Origin of the sequence: Streptomyces albospinus (assembly GCF_014648695.1) — a bacterium.
GTDB classification, from domain to species: domain Bacteria; phylum Actinomycetota; class Actinomycetes; order Streptomycetales; family Streptomycetaceae; genus Streptomyces; species Streptomyces albospinus.
This window is the reverse complement of record NZ_BMRP01000008.1, coordinates 215,634-240,670: the sequence shown is the minus strand read 5'-3', so window position 1 is coordinate 240,670 and position 25,037 is coordinate 215,634. Positions and strand designations below refer to the sequence as shown.

The 25,037-nt window shown below is 73.2% G+C and carries 23 protein-coding genes; 9 read left to right on the top strand and 14 right to left on the bottom strand.

Annotated elements, in window-relative coordinates; genetic code table 11:
• Positions 1–10: 10 nt before the first annotated feature.
• Positions 11–757: a hypothetical protein gene (locus tag IEZ17_RS14310; protein WP_189300023.1), complete on the bottom strand. Its 747-nt coding sequence runs from the start codon at positions 755–757 to the stop codon at positions 11–13.
• A gap of 96 nt (positions 758–853) precedes the next feature.
• A complete protein-coding gene (locus tag IEZ17_RS14305; protein WP_189300021.1) occupies positions 854–2,638 on the bottom strand; it encodes a substrate-binding and VWA domain-containing protein in 1,785 nt (594 codons plus the stop codon).
• A 189-nt stretch (positions 2,639–2,827) separates the two neighbouring features.
• On the opposite strand from IEZ17_RS14305, the gene IEZ17_RS14300 reads away from it, so the two are divergent.
• Positions 2,828–3,670, top strand: a complete 843-nt coding sequence (locus IEZ17_RS14300; RefSeq protein WP_189300019.1) for a CPBP family intramembrane glutamic endopeptidase — start codon at positions 2,828–2,830, stop codon at positions 3,668–3,670.
• Between the two features lie 100 nt (positions 3,671–3,770).
• On the opposite strand, the gene IEZ17_RS14295 is transcribed toward IEZ17_RS14300, so the two are convergent.
• Entirely contained in the window at positions 3,771–4,592 is an 822-nt protein-coding gene (locus tag IEZ17_RS14295; protein WP_189300017.1) for a PhzF family phenazine biosynthesis protein, read from the bottom strand.
• 173 nt (positions 4,593–4,765) lie between these two features.
• Here IEZ17_RS14295 and IEZ17_RS14290 point away from each other — a divergent pair, with 173 nt between their 5' ends.
• Positions 4,766–5,392, top strand: a complete 627-nt coding sequence (locus IEZ17_RS14290; RefSeq protein ID WP_189300016.1) for a PadR family transcriptional regulator — start codon at positions 4,766–4,768, stop codon at positions 5,390–5,392.
• Between the two features lie 87 nt (positions 5,393–5,479).
• Here IEZ17_RS14290 and IEZ17_RS14285 read toward each other — a convergent pair whose 3' ends face one another.
• Positions 5,480–5,908, bottom strand: coding sequence for a type II toxin-antitoxin system Rv0910 family toxin (locus tag IEZ17_RS14285; protein ID WP_189300014.1), 429 nt, complete (start codon positions 5,906–5,908; stop codon positions 5,480–5,482).
• A 153-nt stretch (positions 5,909–6,061) separates the two neighbouring features.
• Positions 6,062–6,586: an HAD domain-containing protein gene (locus tag IEZ17_RS14280; RefSeq protein WP_189300012.1), complete on the bottom strand. Its 525-nt coding sequence runs from the start codon at positions 6,584–6,586 to the stop codon at positions 6,062–6,064.
• Between the two features lie 433 nt (positions 6,587–7,019).
• On the opposite strand from IEZ17_RS14280, the gene IEZ17_RS14275 reads away from it, so the two are divergent.
• From IEZ17_RS14275 to IEZ17_RS14265, 3 genes are all read left to right on the top strand, one after another.
• Positions 7,020–7,553, top strand: a complete 534-nt coding sequence (locus IEZ17_RS14275; RefSeq protein WP_189300010.1) for a Clp protease N-terminal domain-containing protein — start codon at positions 7,020–7,022, stop codon at positions 7,551–7,553.
• Between the two features lie 90 nt (positions 7,554–7,643).
• Positions 7,644–8,804, top strand: a complete 1,161-nt coding sequence (locus IEZ17_RS14270; protein ID WP_189300009.1) for an EamA family transporter — start codon at positions 7,644–7,646, stop codon at positions 8,802–8,804.
• Between the two features lie 178 nt (positions 8,805–8,982).
• Positions 8,983–9,984, top strand: a complete 1,002-nt coding sequence (locus tag IEZ17_RS14265) for a DMT family transporter (RefSeq protein WP_189300007.1) — start codon at positions 8,983–8,985, stop codon at positions 9,982–9,984.
• Between the two features lie 93 nt (positions 9,985–10,077).
• Here IEZ17_RS14265 and IEZ17_RS14260 read toward each other — a convergent pair whose 3' ends face one another.
• On the bottom strand, positions 10,078–10,683 hold the full coding sequence (locus IEZ17_RS14260; protein WP_189300005.1) for a helix-turn-helix domain-containing protein: 606 nt from the start codon (positions 10,681–10,683) through the stop codon (positions 10,078–10,080).
• 90 nt (positions 10,684–10,773) lie between these two features.
• Between IEZ17_RS14260 and IEZ17_RS14255 the strand changes: the two genes are divergently transcribed.
• Positions 10,774–12,090 (top strand): NAD(P)/FAD-dependent oxidoreductase, encoded by a 1,317-nt coding sequence (locus tag IEZ17_RS14255; RefSeq protein ID WP_229852256.1) that lies wholly within the window; start codon positions 10,774–10,776, stop codon positions 12,088–12,090.
• Between the two features lie 72 nt (positions 12,091–12,162).
• On the opposite strand, the gene IEZ17_RS14250 is transcribed toward IEZ17_RS14255, so the two are convergent.
• Together IEZ17_RS14250 and IEZ17_RS14245 are read right to left on the bottom strand one after the other, a co-directional pair.
• On the bottom strand, positions 12,163–12,846 hold the full coding sequence (locus tag IEZ17_RS14250; protein WP_189300003.1) for an FMN-binding negative transcriptional regulator: 684 nt from the start codon (positions 12,844–12,846) through the stop codon (positions 12,163–12,165).
• Positions 12,847–12,855: 9 nt separating this feature from the next.
• Entirely contained in the window at positions 12,856–13,527 is a 672-nt protein-coding gene (locus IEZ17_RS14245; RefSeq protein WP_189300001.1) for a pyridoxamine 5'-phosphate oxidase family protein, read from the bottom strand.
• 35 nt (positions 13,528–13,562) lie between these two features.
• On the opposite strand from IEZ17_RS14245, the gene IEZ17_RS14240 reads away from it, so the two are divergent.
• On the top strand, positions 13,563–14,894 hold the full coding sequence (locus IEZ17_RS14240; RefSeq protein WP_189299999.1) for an aminotransferase class I/II-fold pyridoxal phosphate-dependent enzyme: 1,332 nt from the start codon (positions 13,563–13,565) through the stop codon (positions 14,892–14,894).
• A gap of 107 nt (positions 14,895–15,001) precedes the next feature.
• On the opposite strand, the gene IEZ17_RS14235 is transcribed toward IEZ17_RS14240, so the two are convergent.
• Positions 15,002–16,156, bottom strand: a complete 1,155-nt coding sequence (locus IEZ17_RS14235; RefSeq protein WP_373299813.1) for a DMT family transporter — start codon at positions 16,154–16,156, stop codon at positions 15,002–15,004.
• 74 nt (positions 16,157–16,230) lie between these two features.
• Here IEZ17_RS14235 and IEZ17_RS14230 point away from each other — a divergent pair, with 74 nt between their 5' ends.
• Positions 16,231–17,157, top strand: a complete 927-nt coding sequence (locus tag IEZ17_RS14230) for a LysR family transcriptional regulator (RefSeq protein ID WP_189299997.1) — start codon at positions 16,231–16,233, stop codon at positions 17,155–17,157.
• Positions 17,158–17,459: 302 nt separating this feature from the next.
• Here the strand turns inward: IEZ17_RS14230 and IEZ17_RS14225 are convergent, their stop codons facing one another.
• The 3 genes from IEZ17_RS14225 to IEZ17_RS14215 form a co-directional block, all read right to left on the bottom strand.
• The gene (locus IEZ17_RS14225; protein WP_229852255.1) at positions 17,460–18,929 is read right to left on the bottom strand and encodes a carboxyl transferase domain-containing protein; all 1,470 of its coding nucleotides are present in this window, start codon (positions 18,927–18,929) and stop codon (positions 17,460–17,462) included.
• Complete coding sequence (locus IEZ17_RS14220; protein WP_189299995.1) at positions 18,922–20,400, bottom strand: acyl-CoA synthetase; 1,479 nt, start codon at positions 20,398–20,400, stop codon at positions 18,922–18,924. The genes IEZ17_RS14225 and IEZ17_RS14220 overlap by 8 nt, the downstream gene beginning before the upstream one ends.
• 169 nt (positions 20,401–20,569) lie before the next feature.
• Positions 20,570–21,034 (bottom strand): pyridoxamine 5'-phosphate oxidase family protein, encoded by a 465-nt coding sequence (locus IEZ17_RS14215; protein WP_189299993.1) that lies wholly within the window; start codon positions 21,032–21,034, stop codon positions 20,570–20,572.
• A 209-nt stretch (positions 21,035–21,243) separates the two neighbouring features.
• On the opposite strand from IEZ17_RS14215, the gene IEZ17_RS14210 reads away from it, so the two are divergent.
• Positions 21,244–21,888 (top strand): cysteine hydrolase family protein, encoded by a 645-nt coding sequence (locus IEZ17_RS14210; RefSeq protein WP_189299991.1) that lies wholly within the window; start codon positions 21,244–21,246, stop codon positions 21,886–21,888.
• A 69-nt stretch (positions 21,889–21,957) separates the two neighbouring features.
• On the opposite strand, the gene IEZ17_RS14205 is transcribed toward IEZ17_RS14210, so the two are convergent.
• Together IEZ17_RS14205 and IEZ17_RS14200 are read right to left on the bottom strand one after the other, a co-directional pair.
• Positions 21,958–24,126 carry a S9 family peptidase gene (locus tag IEZ17_RS14205; protein ID WP_189299989.1) on the bottom strand — a complete coding sequence of 723 codons (2,169 nt, stop codon included), beginning with the start codon at positions 24,124–24,126 and terminating at the stop codon, positions 21,958–21,960.
• Positions 24,127–24,373: 247 nt separating this feature from the next.
• Positions 24,374–25,033: an NADPH-dependent FMN reductase gene (locus IEZ17_RS14200; RefSeq protein ID WP_189299987.1), complete on the bottom strand. Its 660-nt coding sequence runs from the start codon at positions 25,031–25,033 to the stop codon at positions 24,374–24,376.
• Positions 25,034–25,037: the final 4 nt, after the last annotated feature.

The following is a 25,037-nucleotide window of genomic DNA, read 5'->3' as shown; positions in this document are numbered from 1 at the left end:
GGTACCGGCGTCAGCTGACGCCGGTACCGCAGTCGGTGCGGATCTCCGGTCCGGCCGCGGGGGAGGCGTCGGCGCCGATGCCCTCGACGTCCACGGTGACGGCCAGCCGGTAGTTGTAGGTGCCGACCCGTCCGCGCGGGCACGGCGTGGCGAACGCGCCACCGGACTGGCTCTGCGCGGCGGTCCACGGGGTGTGGCCGCGCTCGCTGTAGGGACGCCAGCCGGACCAGCTGTCCCGTTGGACCTCGTAGTGCTGCCGCATCCGGGCCGTCCGCCCCGAGCACCGGGTGCGGAATCCGGCGGAGCGGAGATGGGCCCGGGGCGTGGCGCCGCCCACCACGATGTCGCCGTCCTGGACGGTCCGGGAGACCGTGGTGGTGCACCACCAGCCGTGCGGCGCGAGGATCGTGGTGTCCGTGCAGTCGGTGGGGTCGACGGGGGTGCGGTAGTCGGCCCGGCGCACCGCTTCGGGGGCCTTCGGGGCGGTGTCGACATCGCCGACGGTCATCCGGAGCGAGCCGTCGGGCAGTTCCTCGGCGCGCCAGGCCAGCTTCGTCCGCCGCGGGCCGGCTGCGGGGCCGGGGGACGAGGACCGGGAGGCGCAGGGGGTGGGGTTCTCGGGAAGCACGGCCCGGTGGTGCGTGCCCCGGGGGCCGGGTGTCCCGTCACCGGAGGGCCGCGCCCCTGGTTGGCAGGCGGTGAGGGCGATCAGGGCACCGAGGGTGGTGGCGGCCAGAGTGGTGCGGCGGTTGGTCATGAGTGGTCCCCCGTGTGTGGTGCGGTCGTCCCGAGCGGCCCGGGTGCGTCGTGTTCCCGTGGGTGACGGTGCGGTGCCCGATCCGTCGTGCCGGAGTCAGGGCCGGTGGCTGCCCGCCGCGATGAGGGCCGTGAGGATCACCTGGTGGATCTGCGACGGGTCGCCGACGAGGTGCGCGGAGCCGCCGGTCGGGGACACGATGCGGTCCAGCGTCGCCTTGTCCGCGTTCGGGCCGATCGCGACGGCGATCAGCGGCACCGGTCGCTCGGTGTCGGAGAGCTGCTCCAGATCGGCGATCAGCGTGTCCTGGCTGATGCCGCGTAAGTCGTCATGGGCGGCGTCGGTGACGACGACCAGCGCGTTCAACTTCCCGCTCGCATACGTCGCACGGGCCTGCCGGTACGCGGCGAGCGTGGTGTCGTACAGGCCGGTGGCGCCGCGGGGCACCGGGGCCAGCGAGCGGAAGGCGGTGGCGAGTTCCTCGCGGTGGGTGGTGCCGTTCCCGCCGCGGTCGCCGAGCCGGCCGGTGGGCGAGCGCTCCACGTAGTCCTTGGCGCCGTCCAGGTAGGTGGCGAACTTCCACAGCCCGACCTCGTCCTCGGGCGAGAAGGTGTCCAGCGCCTGGAGCAGGGAGTCCTTGGCGAGGTCCAGCCGGGACCGGCCGCCCTGGCCCGGGACCGGGTGGGCCGTCGACGCGGAGACGTCCACGACGGTGGTGATGCGGGTGCTCTGCACCGTGGTAGTCCACATGCCCAGCAGCGCCTTGAGCTCCTTGACCGACGGCGGGTCGGCAGGGGCGGCGGTGTACGGCTGCGGTGTGCGTCCGCCGGCAGTGCCGACCAGCTTCGGGTCGGCGCTGCCGTAACCGGCCCGGAAGCCGTGGCCGCGCAGGGTGCGCTGGCCGTCGCTGTCGTCGAGGAGGGTCATGAAGCGGTTGGCGGCGCGGGCCTGGTCGGTGGTCAGATCCTCGCCGTTCACGAGGGTGTACGGGTAGTCGAGCTGGGCGGCGCCGTCCTCCGGGTAGAGAAGATCGAGGGAGGGGCCGCCGGCCGCGGCGGTGTTGTGGGCGTAGGCGGCCTGCTCGGAGAGGAGCAGCGCCTGGTTGCGGCGCGGATTGCTCTGCTCGGTACCGGAGCCGTTGCGCGGCAGGGTGGCGAGCACCTGGCCGTCGCCGTCCGCGAGCCGCGCGTAGAGCAGTTTGGCGGTGGCGGCGGTGCGGCCGGCGGCCTCGTCGCCGCCCTTCGCCTCCTTGTGGTTGGCGGCGTCCAGACGGGCCAGCGCGAGGAGCCCGGTGGCGCTGCGGGTGGGGTCGGCGACGCCGAGGCGCAGCGTGGAGCCGGAGGTCGCGGCCTGGGTCAGTGCGGACCAGGTGTAGGTCTTCTCCGGCCAGCCCAGCGCCTTGGCGGCGGACGGGACGGCACCCAGCACGATGGGGGAGGAGGCGACGTGGCCGGCGGTGGTCAGGGACGATCCGCCCTCGTCGGCGACCTGGTCCACCCACAGGCTCGAATCGGGTATCCAGACCTGGACCTCCGGGTTGGCCGGCCGCTGGCCGAGCGAGTCGGCGACCTCGCCGGCGGGCCGGGCGTGCACCCTGACGTCCAGGCACTTGCCGTCGGTGCGCGTCGCGTCGTCGCGGGCCTCCTTGGCCACCGTGTCCAGCGCCGGCGCGATGTCAGGGGAGGCGACCACGTTGAGCTGCACGGAGCTGCCGCCGCACGTCGCGCCGAAGGGGAGCAGACCGCTGCGCAGCGCCACGACGGAGCCGGCGGCGACGGCGAGGACGACGGCGGTGGCGATGGCGACGGTGCGGCGGCGCGTCCGGGGGCGGGCCCCCGTGCGCGGTGGCGCGGAATCGTCGGGCAAGCTGTGATGTCCCATTGCGGTAGCGCCTCTCCTGATACTCGGAGTCCGGGCTTCCGGATCTCCATCGGGATCGATGGGGACGTCACCGCGCCACGTGGATGGCGCCCGTCCCCGGCCTGTCGCGCGCGATCTTCGTAACTGCTTTCGAGACCCTAGCGGTGCGATGGCGGCGGAGAGGCGGTATTGCGGAAGTGGAGGAGAGCCTTGCAGTCGGATACAAGTCCCGTGGCGGACGCGGACGTTCCAGGTGAGGGGTCCGGTTCGGGGCGTCCCCGGGAGGCGGCCGGCGAGCCGTCCCGGCGGCTCCTGCGGAGCGAGTTGCTGATCGTGCTGGCGCTCTCGCTGGGAGCCAGCGCCGTGTCGGCGCTCATCAGCTTCATCGGGTCGCTGACCCGGCCCGGCGGCCTCAAGCACCAGGCGGCGACACTCAACGCCTCGCATGCGCCCGGCCGGCCGTGGCTGGATCTCGCCTGGCAGCTGTTCGGTATCGCGACCGCGCTGGTGCCCGTCGTGCTCGTGGCGCATCTGCTGCTGCGGGAACGGGCCGGCGGGCTGCGCGCGATCGGCTTCGACCGGCGGCGGCCGGGGTTCGACCTGGGCAGGGGGGCCGCGCTGGCGGCCGTCATCGGGGGCAGCGGTCTGCTGCTCTATCTGGGCGCGCGGGCGGCCGGAGTCAATCTGACGGTGGTGCCCGAAGCGCTGCCCGACGTGTGGTGGAAGATCCCGGTACTGATCGCCTCCGCGGTGCAGAACGCCGTCCTGGAGGAGGTCATCGTCGTCGGGTACCTGCTGCGCAGGCTGGGGCAGCTGGGGTGGACGCCGGTGGCCGCGGTGGCGGCCAGTTCGGTGCTGCGCGGTTCGTACCACCTCTATCAGGGCATCGGCGGCTTCTTCGGCAACATGGTGATGGGCGTGGTCTTCGCCCTGCTGTACCGGCGGTGGGGCCGGGTCGGGCCGCTGGTCGCCGCGCACGCCCTGATAGACACCGTGGCGTTCCTGGGCTATGCGCTGCTCGCGGGGCGGGTGGGGTGGTTGCCCACGGGGTGAGCGCCGGGTGAACGGGTGGGAGGGGCGGGGGCCGTGCGGTCCCCGCCCCTTCGCGTACCCGGACGAGCCCGGCGGGGCGTCCGCACGGCGTGGTCACGGGTCAGCCGGTGGCCAGCAGCTCGCCGTCGATGACGGTCACCGCCGAGCCGGTCAGCAGCGTGCGGTCGCCGCGCAGCTCGGTCCGTACGAAGCCGGTACGGGCGCCGCCCTGGAGGCCGACCAGGGCGTCGCGGCCCAGGCGCGCCGACCAGAAGGGGGCGAGGGCGGTGTGCGCGCTGCCCGTCACCGGGTCCTCGTCGATGCCCAGGTAGGGGAAGAAGCCGCGCGAGACGAAGTCGTAGCCGGCGGTGGGGTCTTGGGCGGGAGCGGTGGCGACCACACCACGACCGCCGCGCCCGGCCAGCGCCTTGAAGTCCGGTGCCAGGGCCCGGACGGACTGCTCGTCGGCCAGCTCGACGAGCAGATCGCCCACGTTCGGGCCGGTGTCGTGGGCGGAGAGGATCTCGGCGCCGAGCGCCTCGGCGACGGCGCCGGGCACCCCTACGGGGATCAGCGGGGCGGTCGGGAAGTCCATCGTGATCGAGCCGCTGTCGTCGGCCGTCGTGATCAGCACGCCGCTGCGGGTGCGGAAGCGGACGGTGCCGGTGGCCGTCCCGGTGGTGTGCAGGACGTGCGCGGTGGCGAGGGTGGCGTGGCCGCACATGTCGACCTCGGCGGCGGGGGTGAGCCAGCGCAACGCCCAGTCGGCGTCGCCGCCTTGGGGCAGCGGATGCGCGAAGGCGGTCTCGGAGAGATTGACCTCGGTGGCGACCCGCTGGAGCCAGTGGTCGGCCGGGAAGGCGTCGGAGTCGAGCAGGACGACCCCCGCGGGGTTGCCGGCGAACGGACGCTCACTGAAGGCGTCGACGATGCGAATCCTCATGGCCGGGAGCGTAGGAGCCGCGCAAAGCCGCAGGTCAAGGCCAATCTCGAAAAATTGGACTCGGAGCCTTGCTCGACGAACAGTCCCGATATATCGTTGAGGCATCGCGATCGGTCAACGATGGTGAGCGATAGTAAGTGAACGATCAACGAACAGAGAGGGGGGACGTCATCATGCGTTCCCACGGACACGAACACGGCCATGAGCACCAGCACGAGTACTGCGGTCCCGGAGGGCGCGGCGGCCGGGGGGAGTTCGGCGGCGGCTTCGAGCGCCGGCGCTCCGCCTTCGGCGGCTTCGGCCCGCCTTTCGGGGGGCCGCCTTTCGGCGGCGGCCGGGGGCGCGGCGGACCGCGCGGCCGGGCGCGGCGCGGCGATGTGCGGGCCTCGATACTGGCGCTCCTCAAGGACCGCCCGATGCACGGCTACGAGATGATCCAGGAGATCGCCGAGCGCAGCGGCGGGGCCTGGAAGCCCAGCCCCGGCTCGGTCTACCCGACCCTGCAACTGCTGGAGGACGAGGGGCTGATCACCAGCGCCAGCGAAGGCGGCAAGAAGCTGTTCTCGCTGACCGACGCCGGCCGCACCGAAGCCGACAGCGGCTCGGACGCCCCCTGGGAGGACGCCGGCCGCGGGGTCGACTGGGAGGCCATGAACGAGATACGCAAGGCGGGCGGCGGCCTGGTCGAGGCGTTCCGCCAGGTGTGGGCCACCGGCAGTCCCGAACAGCGGGAGAAGGCCATGGCGGTGGTCAACAAGGCCCGCAAGGAGCTGTATCTGATCCTCGCCGAGGAGGACTGAGGCACTGAGCGGGACGGCGTCGGCTGACGGGAGTTGAGGCCGGGGCGGTGCGGCGCGGCCGAGCGGGGTACGGTCGCGCCCGCCGCCTCAGGCCATCAGCCCGGCGAGCTTGCGCAGGGACTCGTTCAGCGCGGCGCTCGCCGAGTCCTTCAGCTTGGCCGCCATCAGGGAGACCGCGGCGCCGGTGAACGTCCCGTCGATCCGGACCGCGGTCGCCTCGCCGTCGGGGGTGAGCTCGTAGCGCATCCCCAGGCTGACGCCCATCGGGCCCTTGCCCTTGACGTCGAGCAGCCGGCCCGGCGCCAGTTCCCGTACGGTCCAGGTCACCTCCGCCGGGAAGCCCATCAGCTTCATGTTCTCCTCGTAGGCCGCACCCACTTCCAGCGGGTGCGGGCCGCCCTTGGGGAAGTCGGTATGGGTGGCGTTCCACTGCCCGTAGGAGTCGAAGTCGGTGAGCCGGTCCCAGACCTTCTCGGCCGGTGCCTCGATACGGGCCCGGACGGTGACTTCGGCCATGCGATCACCCCTTCGGTGACGTTCCCTCGCCGGCCGTGGCGGTCCCCGGCCGGTGGCGGTCGCGGTGCGGCGACCGCCGCTGTTCGCGGCGGGGCGCCGGCCGGTGCCGCGGAAGGTAGCCGTACGGAGGCGAAGGTTCAATACGCGGCGCAGTCATCGCCGATGTCCCGTCAGGTTTCCGCAGAGGCGCCGCCGCGGCGGACCGGTCAGCAGCCGGTCCACGTGATGCCGGCGCAGTCCGCACGCCGGATCGACCGGCACCAGCAGCCGGTCCGCCCGCCAACGGCTGCGCCGCACCAGGCTGTCCGGCATGACGTCGTCGACCCAGGCGAACGGCCGCCCGCCGGCGTACCGCAGCAGCGGCGCCCACTTCCGCGCCAGCAGGCTCTCCGGCCCCACGAACCGCGGATCGCCGGGCCGGCTGCGATAGCCGCTGAACTCCACGACGGGGAGTGCGGGCAGCTCCAGCAGCGGAGCGATATGGGTGTTGGCGTGGTGCTCCCACGTCGTGGCCCAGACGAGCTCGTAGGCGGCGGACAGTTCGCGCAGCCAGTCGGCGTGGTCGACGGAGAGCAGCACGGTGTGGTCGAGCAGATCGTGCGCCGTGAAGCCCGGCGACGGCAGTACCGGGTTCAGTACGCCGTCGACGTCGAGGAAGAGCAGCGGACGGGTGGCCATCGGAATCCTTCGCCACGGAGGAGCGGGGGAGTCGGTGGGGCGGGTGAGAGGGGTGGAGCCGGAGTAGCGCGGGGGCATCGGATCGCGCTTGCCGGTGAGGACGTCCGGCGGGGTGCCGCCGGTTTCCGTACGGGATGCGATACGGGAGCGGCGTTACCGCAGCACCGGGGCGGGGCGGGGCGGTCGGGACGGGGCACCGGTCCCCGCCCTCTGCCCTCTGCCCTGTGACGCGCGTGCGGTGACCGGGGCAGGGCGATACCGGCGGAGCCGTGCGGGTGTCTCTTGTTTCCGCAGGGATGCCCGGCCTCCATGATCCCTTCGCATATCCTCCGCAAGGATGAGATCCCGCGCGGGCGTCCCCAACCAGGGTGGGATGCGCAAATGCTTCCCGCCGGGGATGCTCCGGCTCTCGGGGACTGGTGGGGTGGGAACTGTGCAAAACCGTACTGCGTACAGCGGCGGCGAAGGATCCGCCCAGGACGACCTCGACGCCCAGCTCACCGTGGAGCTGGCGTCGGTGGTTTCCGCCGCTCGCAGGCGGGCCACCCGGGACGGCGACCGGCAGGTCGACACCGCCCATCTGCTGCACGGCCTCCTGGAGTGGGACCCCGCGGTACGCGAAGCCTTCGACGGCGGCCCGCAGGTCGCCCGGCTGCTCGGCTACCTCGTCCAGCGCAGCATCGGTTACGGCCTCCGGTGGCACGGCACCGTCGAAGACTCCGGCTCCGTCCCCGCCGTCGCCGAGGGCGGCGTCCCCGGATGGTCACCGGCCGCAGCCGCCGCGATGGACGGCGCCCTGGACCGCGCGCACGCCCGCTACGCCACCCGCGCCGGCTGCCTCGACCTCCTCGCCGCCCTGGTCGACGACCCGGAATCCCGCGCGGTCGAAGTGCTGCGCCGCGCCTCCGTCGACACCGCCCGGCTCGCCGCCCGCCTGGACGGGGACCAGCACCCCGTACGCGACTGACCGGCCTGCCGGAAGCGCCCGGCCGTATCGCCAGGTGAGACAGGGGCAAGAAGGAGTGACGCCCCTGACCCCGGCTGCCATGATGGCCCGATGCACGCGTCTTCGGGGAGCCCGGCAGGTCACACGACCGGCACGGGCCAGGGAACTCCCGGGTCCTGGGCGACCCAGCAGCCGCCAACGGCCCTCGGCCCGGAGCGCGGTGGCGCAGCCAAGGGGCGCGGCACCGGTCTCGGCATCGCGCTGCTCTCCGCCCTCGCGTTCGGCGGCTCGGGTGTCGCCGCCAAACCCCTGATCGCCGCCGGACTCGAACCGCTGCACGTCACCTGGCTGCGGGTGGCCGGCGCCGCGCTGGTGATGCTGCCCGTCGCCTGGCGCCACCGCGACCTGCCCCGACGCCGGCCCGCCCTGCTCCTGGGCTTCGGCCTGCTGGCCGTCGCCGGCGTCCAGGCGTGCTACTTCGCCGCGCTCTCCCGCATCCCCGTCGGCGTCGCGCTGCTCATCGAATACCTCGCCCCCGCCCTCGTGCTGGGCTGGGTGCGCCTCGTCCAGAAACGACCGGTCACCCGAGGCGCCGCCGTCGGCGTCGTACTGGCCGTCGGCGGGCTGGCCTGCGTCGTCGAAGTCTGGTCCGGGCTGAGCCTCGACCCCATCGGCCTGGCCCTCGCGCTCGGCGCGGCCTGCTGCCAGGTCGGCTACTTCGTTCTCTCCGACCACGGCAGCGACGGCGAGGGCGACGACGCCGCCGACCCGCTCGGCGTGATCGCCTACGGGCTGCTGACCGGCGCGGTCCTCCTCACCGCCATCGCCCGCCCGTGGGACATGCACTGGTCGGTGCTCCGCGGCAGCGCCGACATGAACGGCATCCACGTCCCGGCCGTTCTGCTCCTCGCCTGGATCGTGCTGGTCGCGACGGTGGCCGCGTATCTCACCGGAGTCGTGTCGATCCGGCGGCTCTCCCCGCAGGTGGCCGGTGTGGTCGCCTGCCTGGAGGCGGTGATCGCGACCGTGCTCGCCTGGGTGCTGCTCGGCGAACACCTCTCCGCACCGCAGATCGCGGGCGGAGTCGTGGTCCTGGTGGGCGCGTTCATCGCGCAGTCGGCCAAGCCGGCGGCGAAGCCCGGCGAGACGGTCACGGTGGCGGCCGGCGGAGCGCCCGCGGCGGCGACGGAAGCCGACCCGGCCGGGGCCACGCAGAATGGTGCGGCGGCGCCCTCGGGGGACGACTTGTCGGCCGGTTCGCGCGCGACGTAAGCTCACGATCATGCATTCGACTGTGCTGCCCCCTCCCGCCGCGTAAGGCGGGCGGCGGCCTCCGAGGAAACCCCGGCTCGGGAAGGTTCCCGAGCCGATCGTCGCTGCCTGCACACGGGACCACGCGACCATTCCGCGGCGCACCGCGCCGTCCTGGATTTCCCGGAGCACCTCTCCCATGCACGCCACCCCTTCCTCCGCCCTGCCCGTGGGCCGGGGACTCGCCTACGTCACCCTCGCCGCGACCGCCTGGGGCACCGCCGGCGCAGCCGCCGCCCTCCTCTACCGGGGCAGCGGACTCGGCCCGATCTCCCTCACCTTCTGGCGCACCTTCGGCGGCCTGCTGATCCTGCTCGCCGTACGGGCGGTGCAGCGGCGCCGCACCGCCACCTCTTCACGCCCTCAGCAGACGTACCGCCGCCGCACACGGATCGCGGACCTGCGCACCGCCGTGACGCGCACCGCAGTCACCCGCACCCTGGTGACCGGCGTCGCCCTCGCCGTCTTCCAGGCCGCCTACTTCGAGGCCGTCGAAGCCACCGGACTCGCCGTCGGCACCGTCGTCACCATGGGGGCCGGACCCGTCCTCATCGCCATCGGGGCACGCCTCCTCATGGGCGAACGGCTCGGCGCCGGCGGCGTGCTGGCCGTCACGGGGGCACTCGCCGGCCTGCTGATCCTCGTCCTGGGCGACAGCGGCTCCGCCACCGTCCGGCCGGCCGGCGTCGGTTACGCCCTGTTGTCCGCCGCCGGCTGCGCCGCGATGACCCTCGCCACCCGCCGCCTGGGCAAGCAGGGCGGCGACGGCGATCCGTACGCCTCCACGGTCAGCGCGTTCGCCGTCGGTGCGGTGTGCCTGCTGCCCCTCGCGGCGGTCGAGGGACTGTGGCCGCACGCCCATGACCTGGGCCGCAGCCTCGTCCTGATCGCCTACATCGCCGCCGTACCCACCGCCCTGGCCTACGGCCTCTACTTCGCCGGACTGGCCGCCGTACGGGCCGCGACCGCCTCCGTGATCTCCCTCATCGAGCCGGTGTCGGCGGCGGCCATCGCCGTGCTCTTCCTCGGAGAGCGGCTCACGACGGCCACGACCGCCGGAACGGCCGTGCTGCTGACGGCCGTTGCGGCGCTGGCGGTCACGGAGGCGCGGGGGGCCGTGGCGGGGGTGCGGCGGGCGTGAGCCGCACCCAGCGCCGTCCGGACGCGAGCGGCGGCGGGGGCCGCCGCTTCGGTCGGTATCCGGGGGCGGGCCGGGACGGGAGCCGCGGCGCGGTCAGTGGTCGGGCGAACTCGCCGACCGGGACCGCGGCTTGGCGCGTACGTGCATGCGCTCGCCCTGGCGGCCGAAGAGGCTGAGGACCTCGACCGGCCCGTCGCCGGTGCTGCCGAACCAGTGGGGCAGCCGGGTGTCGAACTCGGCTGCCTCGCCCGCTCCCAGCACCAGATCGTGATCGGCCAGGACCAGGCGCAGCCGCCCGGCGAGGACGTACAGCCACTCGTAGCCCTCGTGGGTGCAGGGGTCCGGGGTGCTGCGGGAGACCGGAATGACCATTTTGAACGCCTGCAACGGGCCGGGCTGGCGGGTCAGGGGCAGCACGGTGCTCCCATGCACGTGCTGCGGCTTGAGGCGGACGCGCGGGTCACCGACCTCGGGGGCGCCGACCAGCTCGTCCAGCGGCACCTGATGAGCCTGGGCGATGGGCAGCAGCAGCTCCAGGCTGGGGCGCCGCTGGCCGGACTCCAGGCGGGACAGGGTGCTCTTGGAGACGCCGGTGGCCTCGGCGAGCGCGGACAGGGTCACTCCGCGCTCGGTACGCAGCCGCTTGAGGCGGGGGCCGACCTCGGCGAGGGCCTGGGTGATGGCGGGCGAGTGTTCCACAGGCCCATTGCACCCCGGGATTCCCGGAAATGGCAACAAAGATTGCTACCGCACGGCGGGTGGCGCAGCCTGCGGGTGGAGGTGATCGCGATGGGCGACAGGAACGGGATGGGCGACGCGGGCGCGAGGGGCGACGCCAAGGGCGGGAACGACATGCGGGAAGTACAGGGCGCGCAGACTCCGGAGGACGCCGACGGCGTCCACCAGGCCCACCGTGCCAGCGGTGTCCACGGTGTCCACGGGATCAAGGACGTGGTGGTGGTCGGGGCGGGGGCGGCCGGGCTGAATGCGGCGCTGGTGCTGGCTCGGGCCCGTAGGTCGGTGGCGGTGGTGGACGGCGGGTCGCCGCGGAACGCGCCGGCCGCCCATATGCACGGGTATCTGTCCCGCGACGGGATGCCGCCGGCGGCCCTGCTGGAGGTGGGGCGGGCGGAACTGGCCTGGTACGGCGTGGAGTTGATCGACGGGCAGGTGGACCACATCGAGGACCACGGCCGGGGCACCGGCCAGGGCGTGGCGGGGCAGGCCATGGGCGACCGGTCGGGGGGCTTCGTCCCCGGCTTCGCCGTGCATCTGGCCGGTGGCCCGGCCCTGCGGGCCCGCAGGGTGCTGGTGGCGACCGGCCTGCGCGATGAACTGCCCGAGATCCCCGGTGTACGGGAGCGGTGGGGCCGGGACCTGTTGCACTGCCCGTATTGCCACGGCTACGAGGTACGCGACCAGCCGCTCGGGGTGCTGGGCACCCACCCGGGCGCGGTGGCCCATGCGCTGCTGCTGCGCCAGTGGTCGGACGATGTCGTGCTCTTTCCGCACACCTTGGAGCTGACCGGCGAGGAGCGGGAGCGGCTGGCGGCCCGCGGTGTGCGGATCGTGACCGGCGTGGTCGGGCGCCTGGTGGTGGCGGACGACCGGCTGCGCGGAGTCGAACTCGCCGACGGCCACGTGGTCCCGCGCGGCGCGGTGTTCGTCTTCCCGCGGATGCTGCCGCGGGACGCCTTGCTGACGGAGCTGGGCTGTGAGCGGGACGAGGGCGGCTGGGTGATCACCGATGCTGCCGGCCGGACCGGTGTACGCGGGGTGTGGGCCGCGGGGAACGTGGCCGACCCGAGGGCGCAGGTGGTGACGGCGGCCGGGATGGGAGCGGCGGCTGCGTTCGCCATGAACCACGACCTGGTGGAGGAGGAGATCGAGCGGGCCGTGGCCGCCCATCGGGCGGGACAGTCGGCGGACTCCGTGGCGGACTCGGTGGTGGGCCGGGAGGGGGGCCCGGAGGCGGTGGGGAGCGCGGTGGGCGCGCCGGGTTGGGCTGATGCCGCTGCCATGGTCACCTCGGCCACTTCCGCCGATACGGGCCCCGGCTCCGGCGCGGATCACGACTCCGGCTCCGGCGCGGGTGCCCGCAGTTGACGGAGTCGGGCTCCTGCCGGCCGGCCGTGGCAAGGGTGGCATGCGGGCCCTCCTCCCCGGTGGATCAGCGCCTCACCACGGCGAGTTCGCCGGCGTGCCCGCTTCGGGAGGTGCGTCCCCGAGGGAGGCCGCCAGCCGGCGCTGCTGATGGCAGCGCGCCGGTGCGTCACCCGGGCCGTTGCGCTCGGCGAGGCGCTCGGATATGCGGTGCTGGACCGCCTCGGTCCGCTTGCCGCCGTACTTGAACTTGGCGCGGACGTCGTGCACTTCGAGGCGCAGGCCCCGGATGCCGGACAGCAGGCGCCCGTACGGTGCCTCGCCCGCGGCGACCGGGGCCGAACCGCCCTCCGGCTGGAAGTGCGTCATCTGGCGTTGCAGCAGCTCGGCCTTGGCGTCCGGGGCGTCCACGACATGGGCGGTACAGGTGAGCTGGACCGCGGCGTAGAAGCTGGTGGGGACGCCGTGCTCGGGCGGCTGGTCCTCGTTCGCCTGCCAGGGGCCCGGGATGAAGGTGTAGTCGTCGACCACGCTCAGCAGGACCGTCGGACGGTCCTGCAACGCGGCCCAGATGGGGTTGGGACGGGCGAGGTGGGTGACGACTTCGCGGCGGGCGGGGTCGTAGGCGAAGTGCAGGGGTTGCAGCAGCGGGGGTTCGCCGGGGAGCCCGTTGGCGGCGAGCTGGCCGAAGTCATGGGCGGCGAGCCAGTCCTGCCACTCGCCGTCGTCGGTCGGGGCGTCCCAGGGGTGGATCAGCATGGGGGCTCCTCAGCGGGCGGAGAGGTAGGCCGGCTCGGGGGTGCCGGGGGCCAGGTCGTCGGCCGGTATGGGGGCGCCGTACACGGGAGATACGGGCAGTACACCGGTCCAGTAGGGGAGCGCGAGGTCCTCGGGCTCCTCGTTGGGGCCGCCGGTGCGGATCTTGGCGGAGACCTCACGGAGATCGAGGCGGATCACGGCCGTGGCGGCCAGTTCCTTGGCGTTGGCCGGCCGGGAGTCCGCGGTGCGGCCGGGCACGACGTGTTCGACCAGGGCGTCGAGGGCAGCGGTCTTCTCGTCCTCGTCGATGACCTGGTGGGCGATGCCGTGCACCACGACGCTGCGGTAGTTGATGGAGTGGTGGAACGCGGACTTGGCCAGGACCAGGCCGTCGACGTGCGTGACGGTGACGCACACCGCGAGGCCGGGGTCCGTCTCCGCCGTCCCTCCGGCCATCCGCAGCGGGCGCGAGCCGGTCGAACCGTGCAGGTAGAGACGGTCCCCGACACGGCCGTAGAGCGTGGGAAGGACGACCGGGGCGCCGTCGCGCACAAAGCCCAGGTGGCAGACGTACCCCTCGTCGAGGATCGCGTGCACCGTCGCCTCGTCGTACGACGCGCGCTCGCGGGAGCGGGTGGGCGTGGTGCGCTCGGTCGGGGCAAAAGACTTCGCCTGCGTCATTGCGGTCTCCATTGCACTAGTGCATAATCAAGTTTGTGCTAGGAGAGTATCGGATCGAAGGGCGGCGCGCATCGGACATCGCCGCCAGTGTCGAGCGAGCTGTCGGTGCGGGAGAGCTCCAACCAGGCGAAGTGCTGCCGCCGCTAAGGGAGTTGGCGGTCTATCTGGAGGTCAATCCCAATACGGTCGCCGCCGCATATCGCACGCTCCGCGATCGTGGAGTGATCGAAACCGCGGGCCGGCGCGGCAGCCGGGTGCGCCCGAGGCCCGCCAGCACCTCACGCGAGGCGCTGCGGGTGCAGGTGCCACCGGGCGTCCGGGACGCCTCCGACGGCAATCCCGACCCGGCCCTGTTCCCCTCGCTGGAACAGGCACTGGCGGAGGCCGCGGCGCGCAACGCCCGGCGCCCCGTGCTCTACGGCATGCCCGCCGTCGACGAGGACTTGGCGGCCCTGGCCCGCTCGGCCTTCGACGACGACGGGGTGGCCGAGGGGCCGGTGGCCGTCGCCAGTGGCTCGCTCGACGCCATCGAGCGCGTGCTCGCCGCGCACCTTCGGCCCGGCGACGCGGTGGCCGTCGAAGACCCGGGGTGGGGCAGCCTGCTGGACCTGATCCCGGCTCTGGGGCTCCGCCCCGTACCGGTCGGCGTGGACGACGAAGGGCCGCTCCCCGAACGGCTGGCGCCGGCGCTCGCGGAAGGTGTCCGCGCGGTCGTCGTCACCGACCGGGCGCAGAACCCCACGGGTGCCGCCATCAGCCGACCCCGCGCCGCCGAACTCCGCACCCTCCTGTCCGGACACCCCGATGTGCTCCTCATAGAGGACGACCACGGTCACGGCATAGTCGACCTCCCGCTCCACTCGCTCTCCGGGACCACCGACCACTGGGTTCTGGTGCGTTCGACGGCCAAGGCGTACGGTCCCGACCTGCGGCTGGCGGTGTTCACGGGCGATGCCGTGACCATCGACCGGGTGCGCGGACGGCAGCGCCTCGGTCCCGGCTGGGTCAGCCACCTCCTCCAGGACGTGGTGGCGCATCTCTGGCGGACGTCCGCGCTCGACCCCCCAACGGTGGCCGGCGCGTACGGCGAGCGACGGGACGCGCTGGTACGGGCTCTGGAGGAGCGAGGAGTGCGGGCGCGCGGGCGCAGCGGCATGAACGTCTGGGTACCGGTCCCGGACGAGACGGGTGCGGTGGCCCGGCTCCTGCACTCCGGCTGGGCGGTCGCACCGGGCGCGCGCTTCCGTCTGCATTCGCCCCCCGGCATACGGATCACCGTCTCCGGGCTCACCGCCGACGACATCGTCCCGCTCGCCGACGCGGTCGCCGCAGCCACGGGGGTCGGGGAGGCGCGGCGGTACGAGTGAGGCGGGCGGCTTGCACATGACATCTGACGCCCGACACCTGACTCCTGCTCCTGCTCCTGCTCCTGGTGGTGGAGGTTGGCGGGGTGCGGTGGGGTGGGGGCTGGTGTCTATGTGCTGCGCGGCTTGCTCTGGGTGAGGGCGGCGCCGGCCAGGACGATGAGGGCGCCTACGGGGGTGTTCCACGCCAGGTGCTCGTTGAGCAGGGCCACGCCTGAGGCGGTGGCGATGACGGGGATGAAGTAGGTGACCATCTGGGCTGTGGTGGGCCCGATCTCGGCGACCAGGCCGTACTGGAGGAGGAACGCGACGCCGGTGCCCAGGGCGCCGAGGGCGAAGACGGCGAGCAGCGGGATGATCGGGTACGCCGTCGGCGGAGGGCTGAACAGGAGGGTGACCACGGCGAGTTGGAGGGTGGCGAGCAGGAGCTGGGTGCTGGACATGGCGAGGTGCGAGTGCTGGGTACCGCCCAGGGTGCGGCGGACGTAGATCCAGCCGATGGGGTAGCTGAGGGAGGCGCCGAGCGCCATCGCGGTGCCCGTCAGGTCCGTGCCGGCGAAGCCCTGCCAGGCGCCGAGGACGGTGAGCACGCCCAGGAAGCCGATGCCCAGCCCGGCGACCCGGCGGCGCGTGGGGCGGTCCTCCGAGAGCGCGACGACCGAGAGTGCCATGCCCCACAGCGGTGAGGTGGCGTTGCAGATGCTGGCCAGGGTGGAGGGGATCGTCAGCTCGGAGTAGGCGAAGAGGGAGAACGGCAGCGCGTTGAGGAGGAACGCGGCGACCGCGAGGTGACCCCAGGTCCGTGCCGACCGCGGAAGCCGTTCGCGCTTGATCACGAGGATCGCCAGCAGTACCAGCGCGCCGAACGCCACGCGGCCCAGCGTGACCTGGAGCGGCGCGAAGCCCTCGGTGCCCACCTTGATGAAGAGGAAGCTGAAGCCCCAGACCAGGCAGAGGAAGGCGAAGCGGATCCGCCAGCCGAAGGCGCGCCGGCGGGTGCGCCCACCGCCGGGGGCGGTGGTGTCGGCGGCGGTGGCTCGGGCGGGGCCGGTCGCCGCCCTTGAGGTCGTCGCGCCCGTAGCGGCTATCGCAGGTGATGCGGTCGTGTCAGGCGTCGCGGGTGCCGCGGGTGTCGCGGACAGTGCGGTCGTCCTGGGCGTTCCTGACGTCGCGGGCATCCCCGGCGTCGCGGTGATCGCGGTGGTCGTGGCGGGAGGGGCTGGGGTGTTGCTGGAGGCGGTGGGTGTGCCCGCGGCGGTGCTCATGGCGTCTACGATGCGGTCTGCAAATACGTAGCACAAGTGAGAATTCGTGGCAGGTATCGCTTAGCATTGCTTACATGTTGAATCTTGATCGCCTCCGGACGTTGTCTGCGATCGCCCGGCACGGTTCGGTGAGTGCGGCGGCCGACGGTTTGCATGTGACGACCTCGGCGGTCTCGCAGCAGATCGCCAAGCTGGAACGCGAGACCGGGCAGCAACTGCTGGCCAAGAACGGGCGCGGGGTGCGGCTCACCGACGCCGGACGGCTGCTCGCCGATCATGCCGGGCGCATCCTCTCCCAGGTCGAGCTGGCGCAGGCCGATCTGGAAGCGCATCGCGGCCAGGCGGTGGGTGAGCTGCGACTGGGCGCGTTCCCCACCGCGGCGCGCGGCCTCTTTCCGTTCGCGCTCGTCTCGCTCCGCGCCGAACACCCGCAGTTGCGTCCCCGGCTGACGGAGCTGGAGCCGGACGAGTCGGTGCGTGGCGTGGTCCGCGGCGACCTCGATCTGGCGGTCGTACTGGACTGGTACAACCGGCCGTTGTCACTGCCCGACGGGTTGGCCAAGGCTCCGCTGCTCGACGATCCGGCGGATGTGGCGATGCCGTCGGACCATCCGCTGGCCGGACGGCGGTCGGTGGAGCTGGAGGACTTCGCGGACGATGAGTGGATCTCCTGGCCGCAGGGGGAGTTCTGCCACGACTGGCTGATGTTCACCCTGCGCAGCAGGGGAGTTGAACCGCGGATCGCGCATATGGCCGAGGAGCATCACACTCAACTCTCCCTGATTGCGGCCGGGTTGGGCGTCGCGGTGGCCCCGCGGCTGGGGCGTGGGCCGGTGCCGGCGGGGGTGAGCGTGGTGCCGGTACGGCACACGATGCGCCGCCACGTTTACGCCATCTGGCGCGCGGACGCCGACCGTCGTCCCTCGATCCGTGCCGCCGTGCGAGCGCTGCGGACGGCAGGGGAGAGCGTCGGCGCGGAGGTGGGAGCCGGAGGCTCCTGAGAAGCGGAGTCCGCGGCGGAACGCGGCACAAAGGGAGGGGGAGGAAGAGAGAGGGGGGGAGGAAGGGAGGGGAGAACGGGGTGCGGAGCGGCTGTCGCGCTGTCCCGCTGATCCTCTATCCATTGCACCTCTATCCGCTGGTCCTCCGTCCGCTGATCCCCTCTTCTGCTGGTCTCGCAGTCCCGTGATTGCGGCCTCTCTCGTGCCGGGTGTGCCCACCCTCCCCCGCGACGGGTGCGCTCACCCATCCTCGCGCCGGGCGTGCCCACCCTTCCACCGCTCTCCCCGCCGGCCCCGGTCGCTCACCTCCTGCCGACGATCTCGCGGATGACGCCCAGTTCCAGCAAGTCCTGTGGGCGGATGCGGAGTTGGTCGGCGGTCTCCTGGACCTGGTGTGTGTCGCGTTTGAGGATGGCGGCGGCCAGTTCCGGGGCGATCACCGAGAAGTAGCTGTCCGGGGTGGCCCAGAGCCGGTCCGGTGCGGCGAGGGCCAGCGCGCCGCCCGATCCACCCTCGCCGATGAGGAGCGAGGTGACCGGCACTCGGGCGGAGGCCAGCGCGGCAAAGGTGTCGGCGATGGCCGCGCCGGCGCCCGCGCGCTCCGCGTCCGCGTCGTTGGCGGCGCCCGGGGTGTCCACCAGGGTGAGGACCGGGATGCCGAGCCGGTCCGCGAGCCGGACCAGGCGGGTCGCGGTACGGAAGCCCGCCGGGCGGGTGGCCGTGCCGCACTGGGCCGCGAAGGCGATGGTCCGGCCGTCGCGGTGGCCGAATCCGCACCGTATGCCGGGGTCGCGTCCGCCGCACCGGTCGCCGCTGATCTCCTCCCGGTCGTCGAAGTACGCGCGCAGATACGACTCGGCGCGCGGCCGGCGGGCATCGCGGGCCCGGCCCACCGCGTCCCAGCCGGTTTCCGGGAGGTCGGCCGCGCCGAGGGCATCCGGTGCGGTGGCCGGTTCGGCGGGATCGTGGGGCAACCCTCTTGCACCGCCGAGGAGTCGGAGCCAGCGCTGGAGGGTGGCACGGAGCCGGTCGGCCGGGACGACGGCGTCGACCTGGCCGGCGGCGAACTGCCCCTCGGCGGAGTACGCGGCGGGGTCGGCGTCCGGGGGGCGTACCCGTGAGCCCGCGAAGCCGACCTGGGCCTTGGGCAGCGCCAGGATCACATCGGCTCCGGCGCCGAGCGTCGCCCAGCCGCCGCCGGTGGTCGGATCGCGCAGTACGGCGATCTGCGGGAGCCCCGCGGCGCGGTTCAGCGCCGACTGCCGGGCGACGCGCTGGAGTTGTGTCAGGGCGCGCATGCCTTCCTGCATCCGGCTGCCGCCCGTGGCGATCAGCGAGACGAGTGGCAGCCTCCGCTCACGCGCCTCGGTGTATGCGGCTTCCAGCCGGTCGCCGGTGCGTTCGCCGAGTGAGCCGCCCAGGAAGCCGAACTCGAAGGAGAGCACGATGGCTTCGGCGCCGCCTATCGTCCCGCGCGCGGTGATCACCGACTCGTCCTCGCCGGTCCGGGCTCGGGCGCGCTCCCGCGAGGCGCCGTAGCCGCGCCAGCCGAGCGGGCCGTCGTCCTGCGGGCCGTGCTCCGGTGTGCCGGGCCCCGGAGCGCCGGGCAGGGGTGCTGCCGCGGAAGGGTGGGCTGCTTCGGGCGTTCCCGGCCCCCGGGAGCCCTCGCCGCCGCCCTCGGTCAGCTCCACATACGCATCCGTTACGGCCGCCAGGGCTTGACGGGCCGTCAGCCGCTGGCTCGGCAGGGGCGCCGGCGCATGCTCATGCATGGAGCTCTCGCTTCAGCACCTTGCCCATGTCATTGCGGGGCAGTGCCGCCACGAAGTGGACGGTGCGTGGTCGCTTGTGGGGTGCCAGCTGGCGGGCGACGTGGTCGGCGAGCTCGTCGGCGGTGGGCGCGGGGCCGGCGTCGGGGCCGGTCTCGGTGACGACCCAGGCGACGATCCGTTCGCCGAGGTCCTCGTCCGGGGCACCGGTGACGGCGGCCTCGGCGACCCCCGGGTGTGCCAGGAGGGCGTTCTCGATCTCGCCCGCGCCGATCTTGTAGCCGCCGCTCTTGATCAGGTCGGTGGCCTTGCGGCCGACGATGCGGTAGTTCCCGGCGGCGTCGCGGACGGCCATGTCGCCCGTACGGAACCAGCCGCCGTCGAAGGCGGCGTCGGTGGCGTCGGGGCGGTTCAGGTACTCGGCGAAGAGGTTCGGGCCGCGGACCTGGATTTCGCCGACGGTCTCGCCGTCGTTCGCCTCGATGGCCTGGCCCGCGTCGTCGACGAGCCGGACATACACCCCCGGGAGCGGCACCCCGACCGTGCCCGTGGCGTCCGGGCCGTCAGCCCGGACGCTGGTGTTCATCAGCGTCTCCGTCATGCCGTAGCGCTCGATCACCCGCCGGCCGGTGGCGGCCGTGATCCGCTCGTGGTCGGTGAGCGGCAGTGCGGCGGAGCCGGAGACCAGCAGCCGGGCCCGGCTCAGTGCCTTGGCGAGAACCGGGTCCCGGCCGGCGTCGAGCGCCAGGCGGTGGTACATCGTCGGTACGCCGAAGAGCATCGTGCCGTCCGCGGAGAGCTCCCGGGCGACTGCTGCGGTGCTGAAGCGCCCCAGGTGGTGGACGCTGCCGCCGCGCCGCAGCGGACCGAGGACGCCCAGGATCAGGCCGTGGACGTGGAACAGCGGCAGGGCGTGCACCAGCACGTCGCCGGCCGTCCACTGCCAGGCGTCCTCCAGGGCGTCGAGGGTGTGCGCGATGGCGCGCCGCGGGAGGACGACGCCCTTGGGCGGCCCGGTCGTACCTGAGGTGTAGACGATCAGCGCCGGCGTCTCGTCGCCGGGCTCCAGCGGGAGCGGACCCGGCGCGGCCTCCTCGGCGGGTGCGGCGACCTCGATGTCGACGCGGGGCAGCCCGGCGAGCGGGCCCGGCAGGTCGGCCCCCGGCTCGGCCAGCACGAGCGACGGCGTGCTGTCCGCCACGATGTGCGCCAGCTCGCTCTCGCCGATCTTCGGATTCACCGGCACCGCGGCCACTCCGGCGAGCAGCGCGGCCACCACGCCGACGGCGGTCTCCAGCGTCGGCGTCGCCCAGACCGCGATCCGGGCCGCGCCGCCCGCCGGGCTCCGGTCGACGATCCGGTCGGCGAGCCGGCCCGCCACCGCGGCCAGTTGGCGATGGCTCAGCGCACGGTCGCCGAAGCGCAGCGCGGGGGCGGGTGAGCCGTCGCGCAGCGCGGGGAAGAGCACGTTCACCGGATCTCCTTCGTCCTCGTCGGCGCCCGGCCGTCGCGGCCGGAGCTGCCCCGCCCCGCAGGCGCCGCCGAGCGGAGCGGGCTGACCTACCCCACTCTCGCAGAGACCACTGACAATGTGATCGCCGCACGGCCGACGAGAGGACCGGTGCGCGGTGCCCCGCGCGCCCTCACCCCGGGATCTTGCGGAAGTCCCAGGACACCACGGACTCCGGTGCCAGGCGCAGCCAGGCGTGCCGCCCGTCGTGCGGCATCTCCTCGATGCCGAAGTACTTCTCGGCGAACAGCCGCTCCGGAGCGGCCAGTTCCGGACACGGGTCGCCGCGGCGCGGGGACTCGCCGACGAACTCCGCGCGGCCCGTCAGCTCGGCGCCGCGCAGCTCTCCGTACTCGTGTCCGTCGTCGACGAGCACCGAGGCCCGCGGATCCTTGCGGAGCTGCGCCCGCCGCTTGCTGCGGGTGATCGAATACAGCCACAGCGCGGTTCCGTCCCAGACGAACCACAGCGCCCCTAGATGTGGCGATCCGTCCCCGCCGACCGTCGCCACCCGGCAGGTCCGCTGCGCCGCCAGGAACGCCTCCAGTTCGGACGGGGTCATCATGATCCGGCGTCCGTGCCGCTGTGTGTCGGTCATCCCCACTGCCCTCCGCGAATCTGAAAGAGTGTCAGAAATCATGGGGGCTCTTCCGGACGGGCGCAATGGTGGATACTCTCGCGCGTCTTCACCCCACCCGCCGCAGCCGCGGATACGGCCGTGGGCGGGGACGGGGGCGCCTGCGCCGTGGGCGCGGACCTCAACGCATACGCGGACGCCGGTGCGCGCGTCCGCAGAGGGGACTGGCAATGCCTTCGGACGCCCGGCTCATCGAGCAGCTGGACCCGGCCTCCACTGTGCTGCTCACCGTCGAGTGCCAGCGCGGCGTGGTCGGTACGGACAGCGCGCTGCCCGAACTGGCCGAAGCGGCCCGCACATCAGGAGCGTTGGCGAATATCGCACGCCTCGTGGCGGCGGCGCACGACGCCGGTGTCCAGGTACTGCACGCGGTCGCCGAACGGCGACCCGACGGCCGCGGGGCCAGCCGCAACGCCCGGCTCTTCACGGCGGCCGAGCGGCTGCCCGTGCAGCAGATCAGCGGGTCCACGGCCGTACGGATCGCCGACCCGATACCGGTGTCGGAGAACGACCTGGTGGTGCGCAGACTGCACGGGCTCTCACCGGTCGCCGGCACCGAAGTCGACGCGCTGCTGCGCAACTTCGGGTGCCGCACGCTCGTCGTGACCGGGGTCTCGGCGAATGTGGCGATCCCCAATGCGGTGTTCGACGCGGTCAACCTCGGCTATGTGGCGGTGGTGCCCGCGGACGCCATTGCGGGGGTGCCCGCCGAGTACACCCCCGCGATGGTCCGCAACACCCTCGCCCTGGTGGCCACCGTCACCACGACCGACGAGGTGCGCAGCTGCTGGAAGCGACCGCGCCGCGCCCGCTGACCCCGGAGGACCGCGGCGCCCCTCAGGACGCACGGCCTACCGTGCCGCGTGCCGGGGGCGCCGCCCTCCTCACTCCCCGATGGACCGCTTCCCGATCTCCTTCTCCCGGGCCCGCAGGGCGTCCTTGAGGAAGTCCCGCTGTATGTGGAGCAGGTTCTCGGTGACCGCGTCGTCGGCCGGCAGATGGGTGGCGCCGGGCAGTGGCAGTACGGTGTGCGGCCTGCCCGCCGCGAGCAGTTCGGCCGAGAAGCGCAGGGTGTGCGCGGCGGCCACGTTGTCGTCCGCGAGGCCGTGGATGAGCAGCAGCGGGCGGCTCAGCAGATGGCCGTGGCCGGCCAGAGAGGAGCGCGCGTAGTTCTCCGGGTGCGTGTCGGGGTGCCCCAGGAACCGCTCCTTCCAGTGGGTGTCGTACATCCGCTGGTCGGTGGGCGGGGCGCCGGCGACCGCCGCGTGGAAGACGTCGGGGCGGTGCAGTACGGCCGCCGCCGCGAGGAAGCCGCCGAACGACCAGCCGCGGATCGCCACCCGCTCCAGATCCAGATCGGGGAAGCGCGCCCCGGCGGCCTGCAATGCCGCCACCTGGTCCTCCAGGGCGGGCCACAACTGGTCGCCGTGCACGGCCTTCTCCCAGGCCGGCCCGCGCCCCGGCGTACCGCGCCCGTCGACCACCAGGACCGCGAAGCCCTGCTCGGCGAACCACTGGGAAACACAGGTGAACCACCCCCGTGCCTGTACGGCGAGCTGCATCGCGGGGCCGCCGTACGGGTCGAGCAGTACCGGCAGCCGCCCACTGCCCTCCTCGTGCCACGACGGAAGGTAGAGGGCCGCACGCAACGCGCGCTCCCCGAGGGGGAGATGGACGGGACGGGGGGAGACCACCGGCTCCTCGGCGAGCGAGGCGATGCCCTCGTAGGAGGCGGGCTCCAGTTCCCCCTCCCGTATGACGCCGACCTCGCTGCCACGCGGTGTCAGCCCCGCCACCACGGCCGTCCCGCCGCGCCCCGCACCCGTGTAGCGGCCCGGTCCGCGGCTCAGTCGACGGTTGCCGGTGCCGGGCTCATGGCGCCACACATGGGTCTCCTCGGGGGCCTCACTCGCGGTGAACAGCACGCTCTCCCCCTCGATGCCGAGGACCTCGCGCAGTTGCAGCCCGGCGGGTGTGACCCGCCGGCCGCCGACGGTCAGATGGCGGGTCTCGCCGTCGTCCTCAGGGAGCACCAGGGCGCCGGAGGAGGTACGGGCCGGGGTGCCGGGCACGATCTCCACCCAGGCGGGATCGGTCTGCTCGTGCAGCACCTCGGTGCCACCGGTCGCCGGATCGACCGCGAGCGTCCGCAGCACGCGCTGGTCACGGCTCTGTACGGCGATCAGCGGGCCGTGCGCGTCCCACCGGGCATCGACGAGGTATTCGTAGGCCACGCGGTCCCAGGTCACCTCGGTGCGCTCGCCGTCCACGGAGAGCAGATGCAGGGTGACCTCCGCGTTGGCGGTGCCCGCCGACGGATAGCGGATCACCTGCGGGGGCCGCGCCGGGTCGGCCGGATCGGTGAGGTAACGCCGTTCCACGGGCGAGGTGTCCACCCTGGCCACAAGAAGGCGGCGGCTGTCCGGTGCCCACCAGTAGCCGCGCGTCCGGCCCATCGACTCGGCGGCGACGTACTCGGCGAGCCCGTAGGAGACCTCCGGCCCCTCCGCCCGCGCCAACTGCCGGTCGTCGCCGTCCAGTCCCACGACGTGTACGGACCGGTTGCTCACATACGCGATCAACCGGCCGTCCGGAGACGGGCGCGGGTCGACCACGGGCCCGGCCGCCGGCACCGGAAACGGTGCGCCGCCCTCCGTACGCACTGCCCACAGCGCGCCGGACAGCGCGAACGCGACAACGCGCGTGGCGTCATCCGCCGCGTACCCCACCACGCCGGCGGTGCGGTCGCGGGCCCGCTCCCGCCGCAGCCGCTCGTCCTCGGGCACGTCCTCGGCACCGGTGCCCACCAGGACCGCCGGATCGGCCAGCAGCCGCTCCGCGCCGTCCTCGTACTGCCACAGCCGTCCTACGGGATCGATGCCCGACCCCGTACGGACGAAGAGCACCCGCCGGCCGTCCGGAGAGACGCCGAACTGCCGGGGCACACCCAGGGAGAAGCGGCGGGTGCGGGCGAACTGCCGGGGGAATTCTGCTGCGTCGACGGTGCCGGGGGCGTTCTGCGGGTGCTGTGTGGTCCGCGCGGTCGGTTCCACGGTGCGGTCCTCCTGGGGCCGGTGAATCGGTTGTGGGCATGCGAAAGCCCAACGGCATCGGGCCGTTGGGCTTCGGGAGTACAGGCGGAGCGCGCGTGGGTACGCAGGTCGCACGGTGTGGGCTTCGCCGGAATGCGGGGGCCGGGCGGTTCGGATGCCGCCGGCCGGGGCGTCGCGCTCGCGTTCAGCTCAGCTCATCGCCGCGACGCCAAGGAGAACATACCCCGAAACACCGTTGCCCGCGGGCCTATTCCTCGGATCGCTGGGTGATGGCCGCCTCGGTGCGGTCGCCCAGGAACTCGTACCAGCGGCGTTCCAGGCAGACGTAGCGCACATCGGCTTCCACGAGACTGAGGAATCCGGCCACGGTTTCGGCCAGCCGCTCCCGCAACCCGGAGTCGATGAGCGTGCCGTCCTCGGCGAAGGCCGAGTAGCAGTTGGCGAGGCTGAACATGTCCGGATAGACGCGGGTGCCGAGGTGCTCCAGCGGAACCCGCAGCGCCCACAGCCCCCGATTGCCGCCGACCAGCGACGGCGAGGCGGAGACCAGCATCGCGTGCTTGGTCTTGAACGGCTGCGGCCGGACGCGCGAGACCCAGTCGATCGCGTTCTTCAGCACCCCCGGTACGGAGCCGTTGTACTCGGGGGAGGAGATGACGAAGGCATCGCACCGCTCCAGCCGGTCGCGCAGCGCGAGGGCGCCCGGCGGCAGCCCTTCGGCGACCTCCATGTCGCCGTCGTACATCGGCATGGCGAAGTCGCGCATCGCGGCGTGGTCGACGGTGGCGCCGGCGTCGGCGATCAGCCGGGCCACGAGGGAGGCGAGGCGGGCGTTGGCCGACTCGGCCCGCAGCGCGCCGCCGAAGACCAGTACCCGAAGCGGGCTGGGGCCGGCATCCGAGGGCATGGGC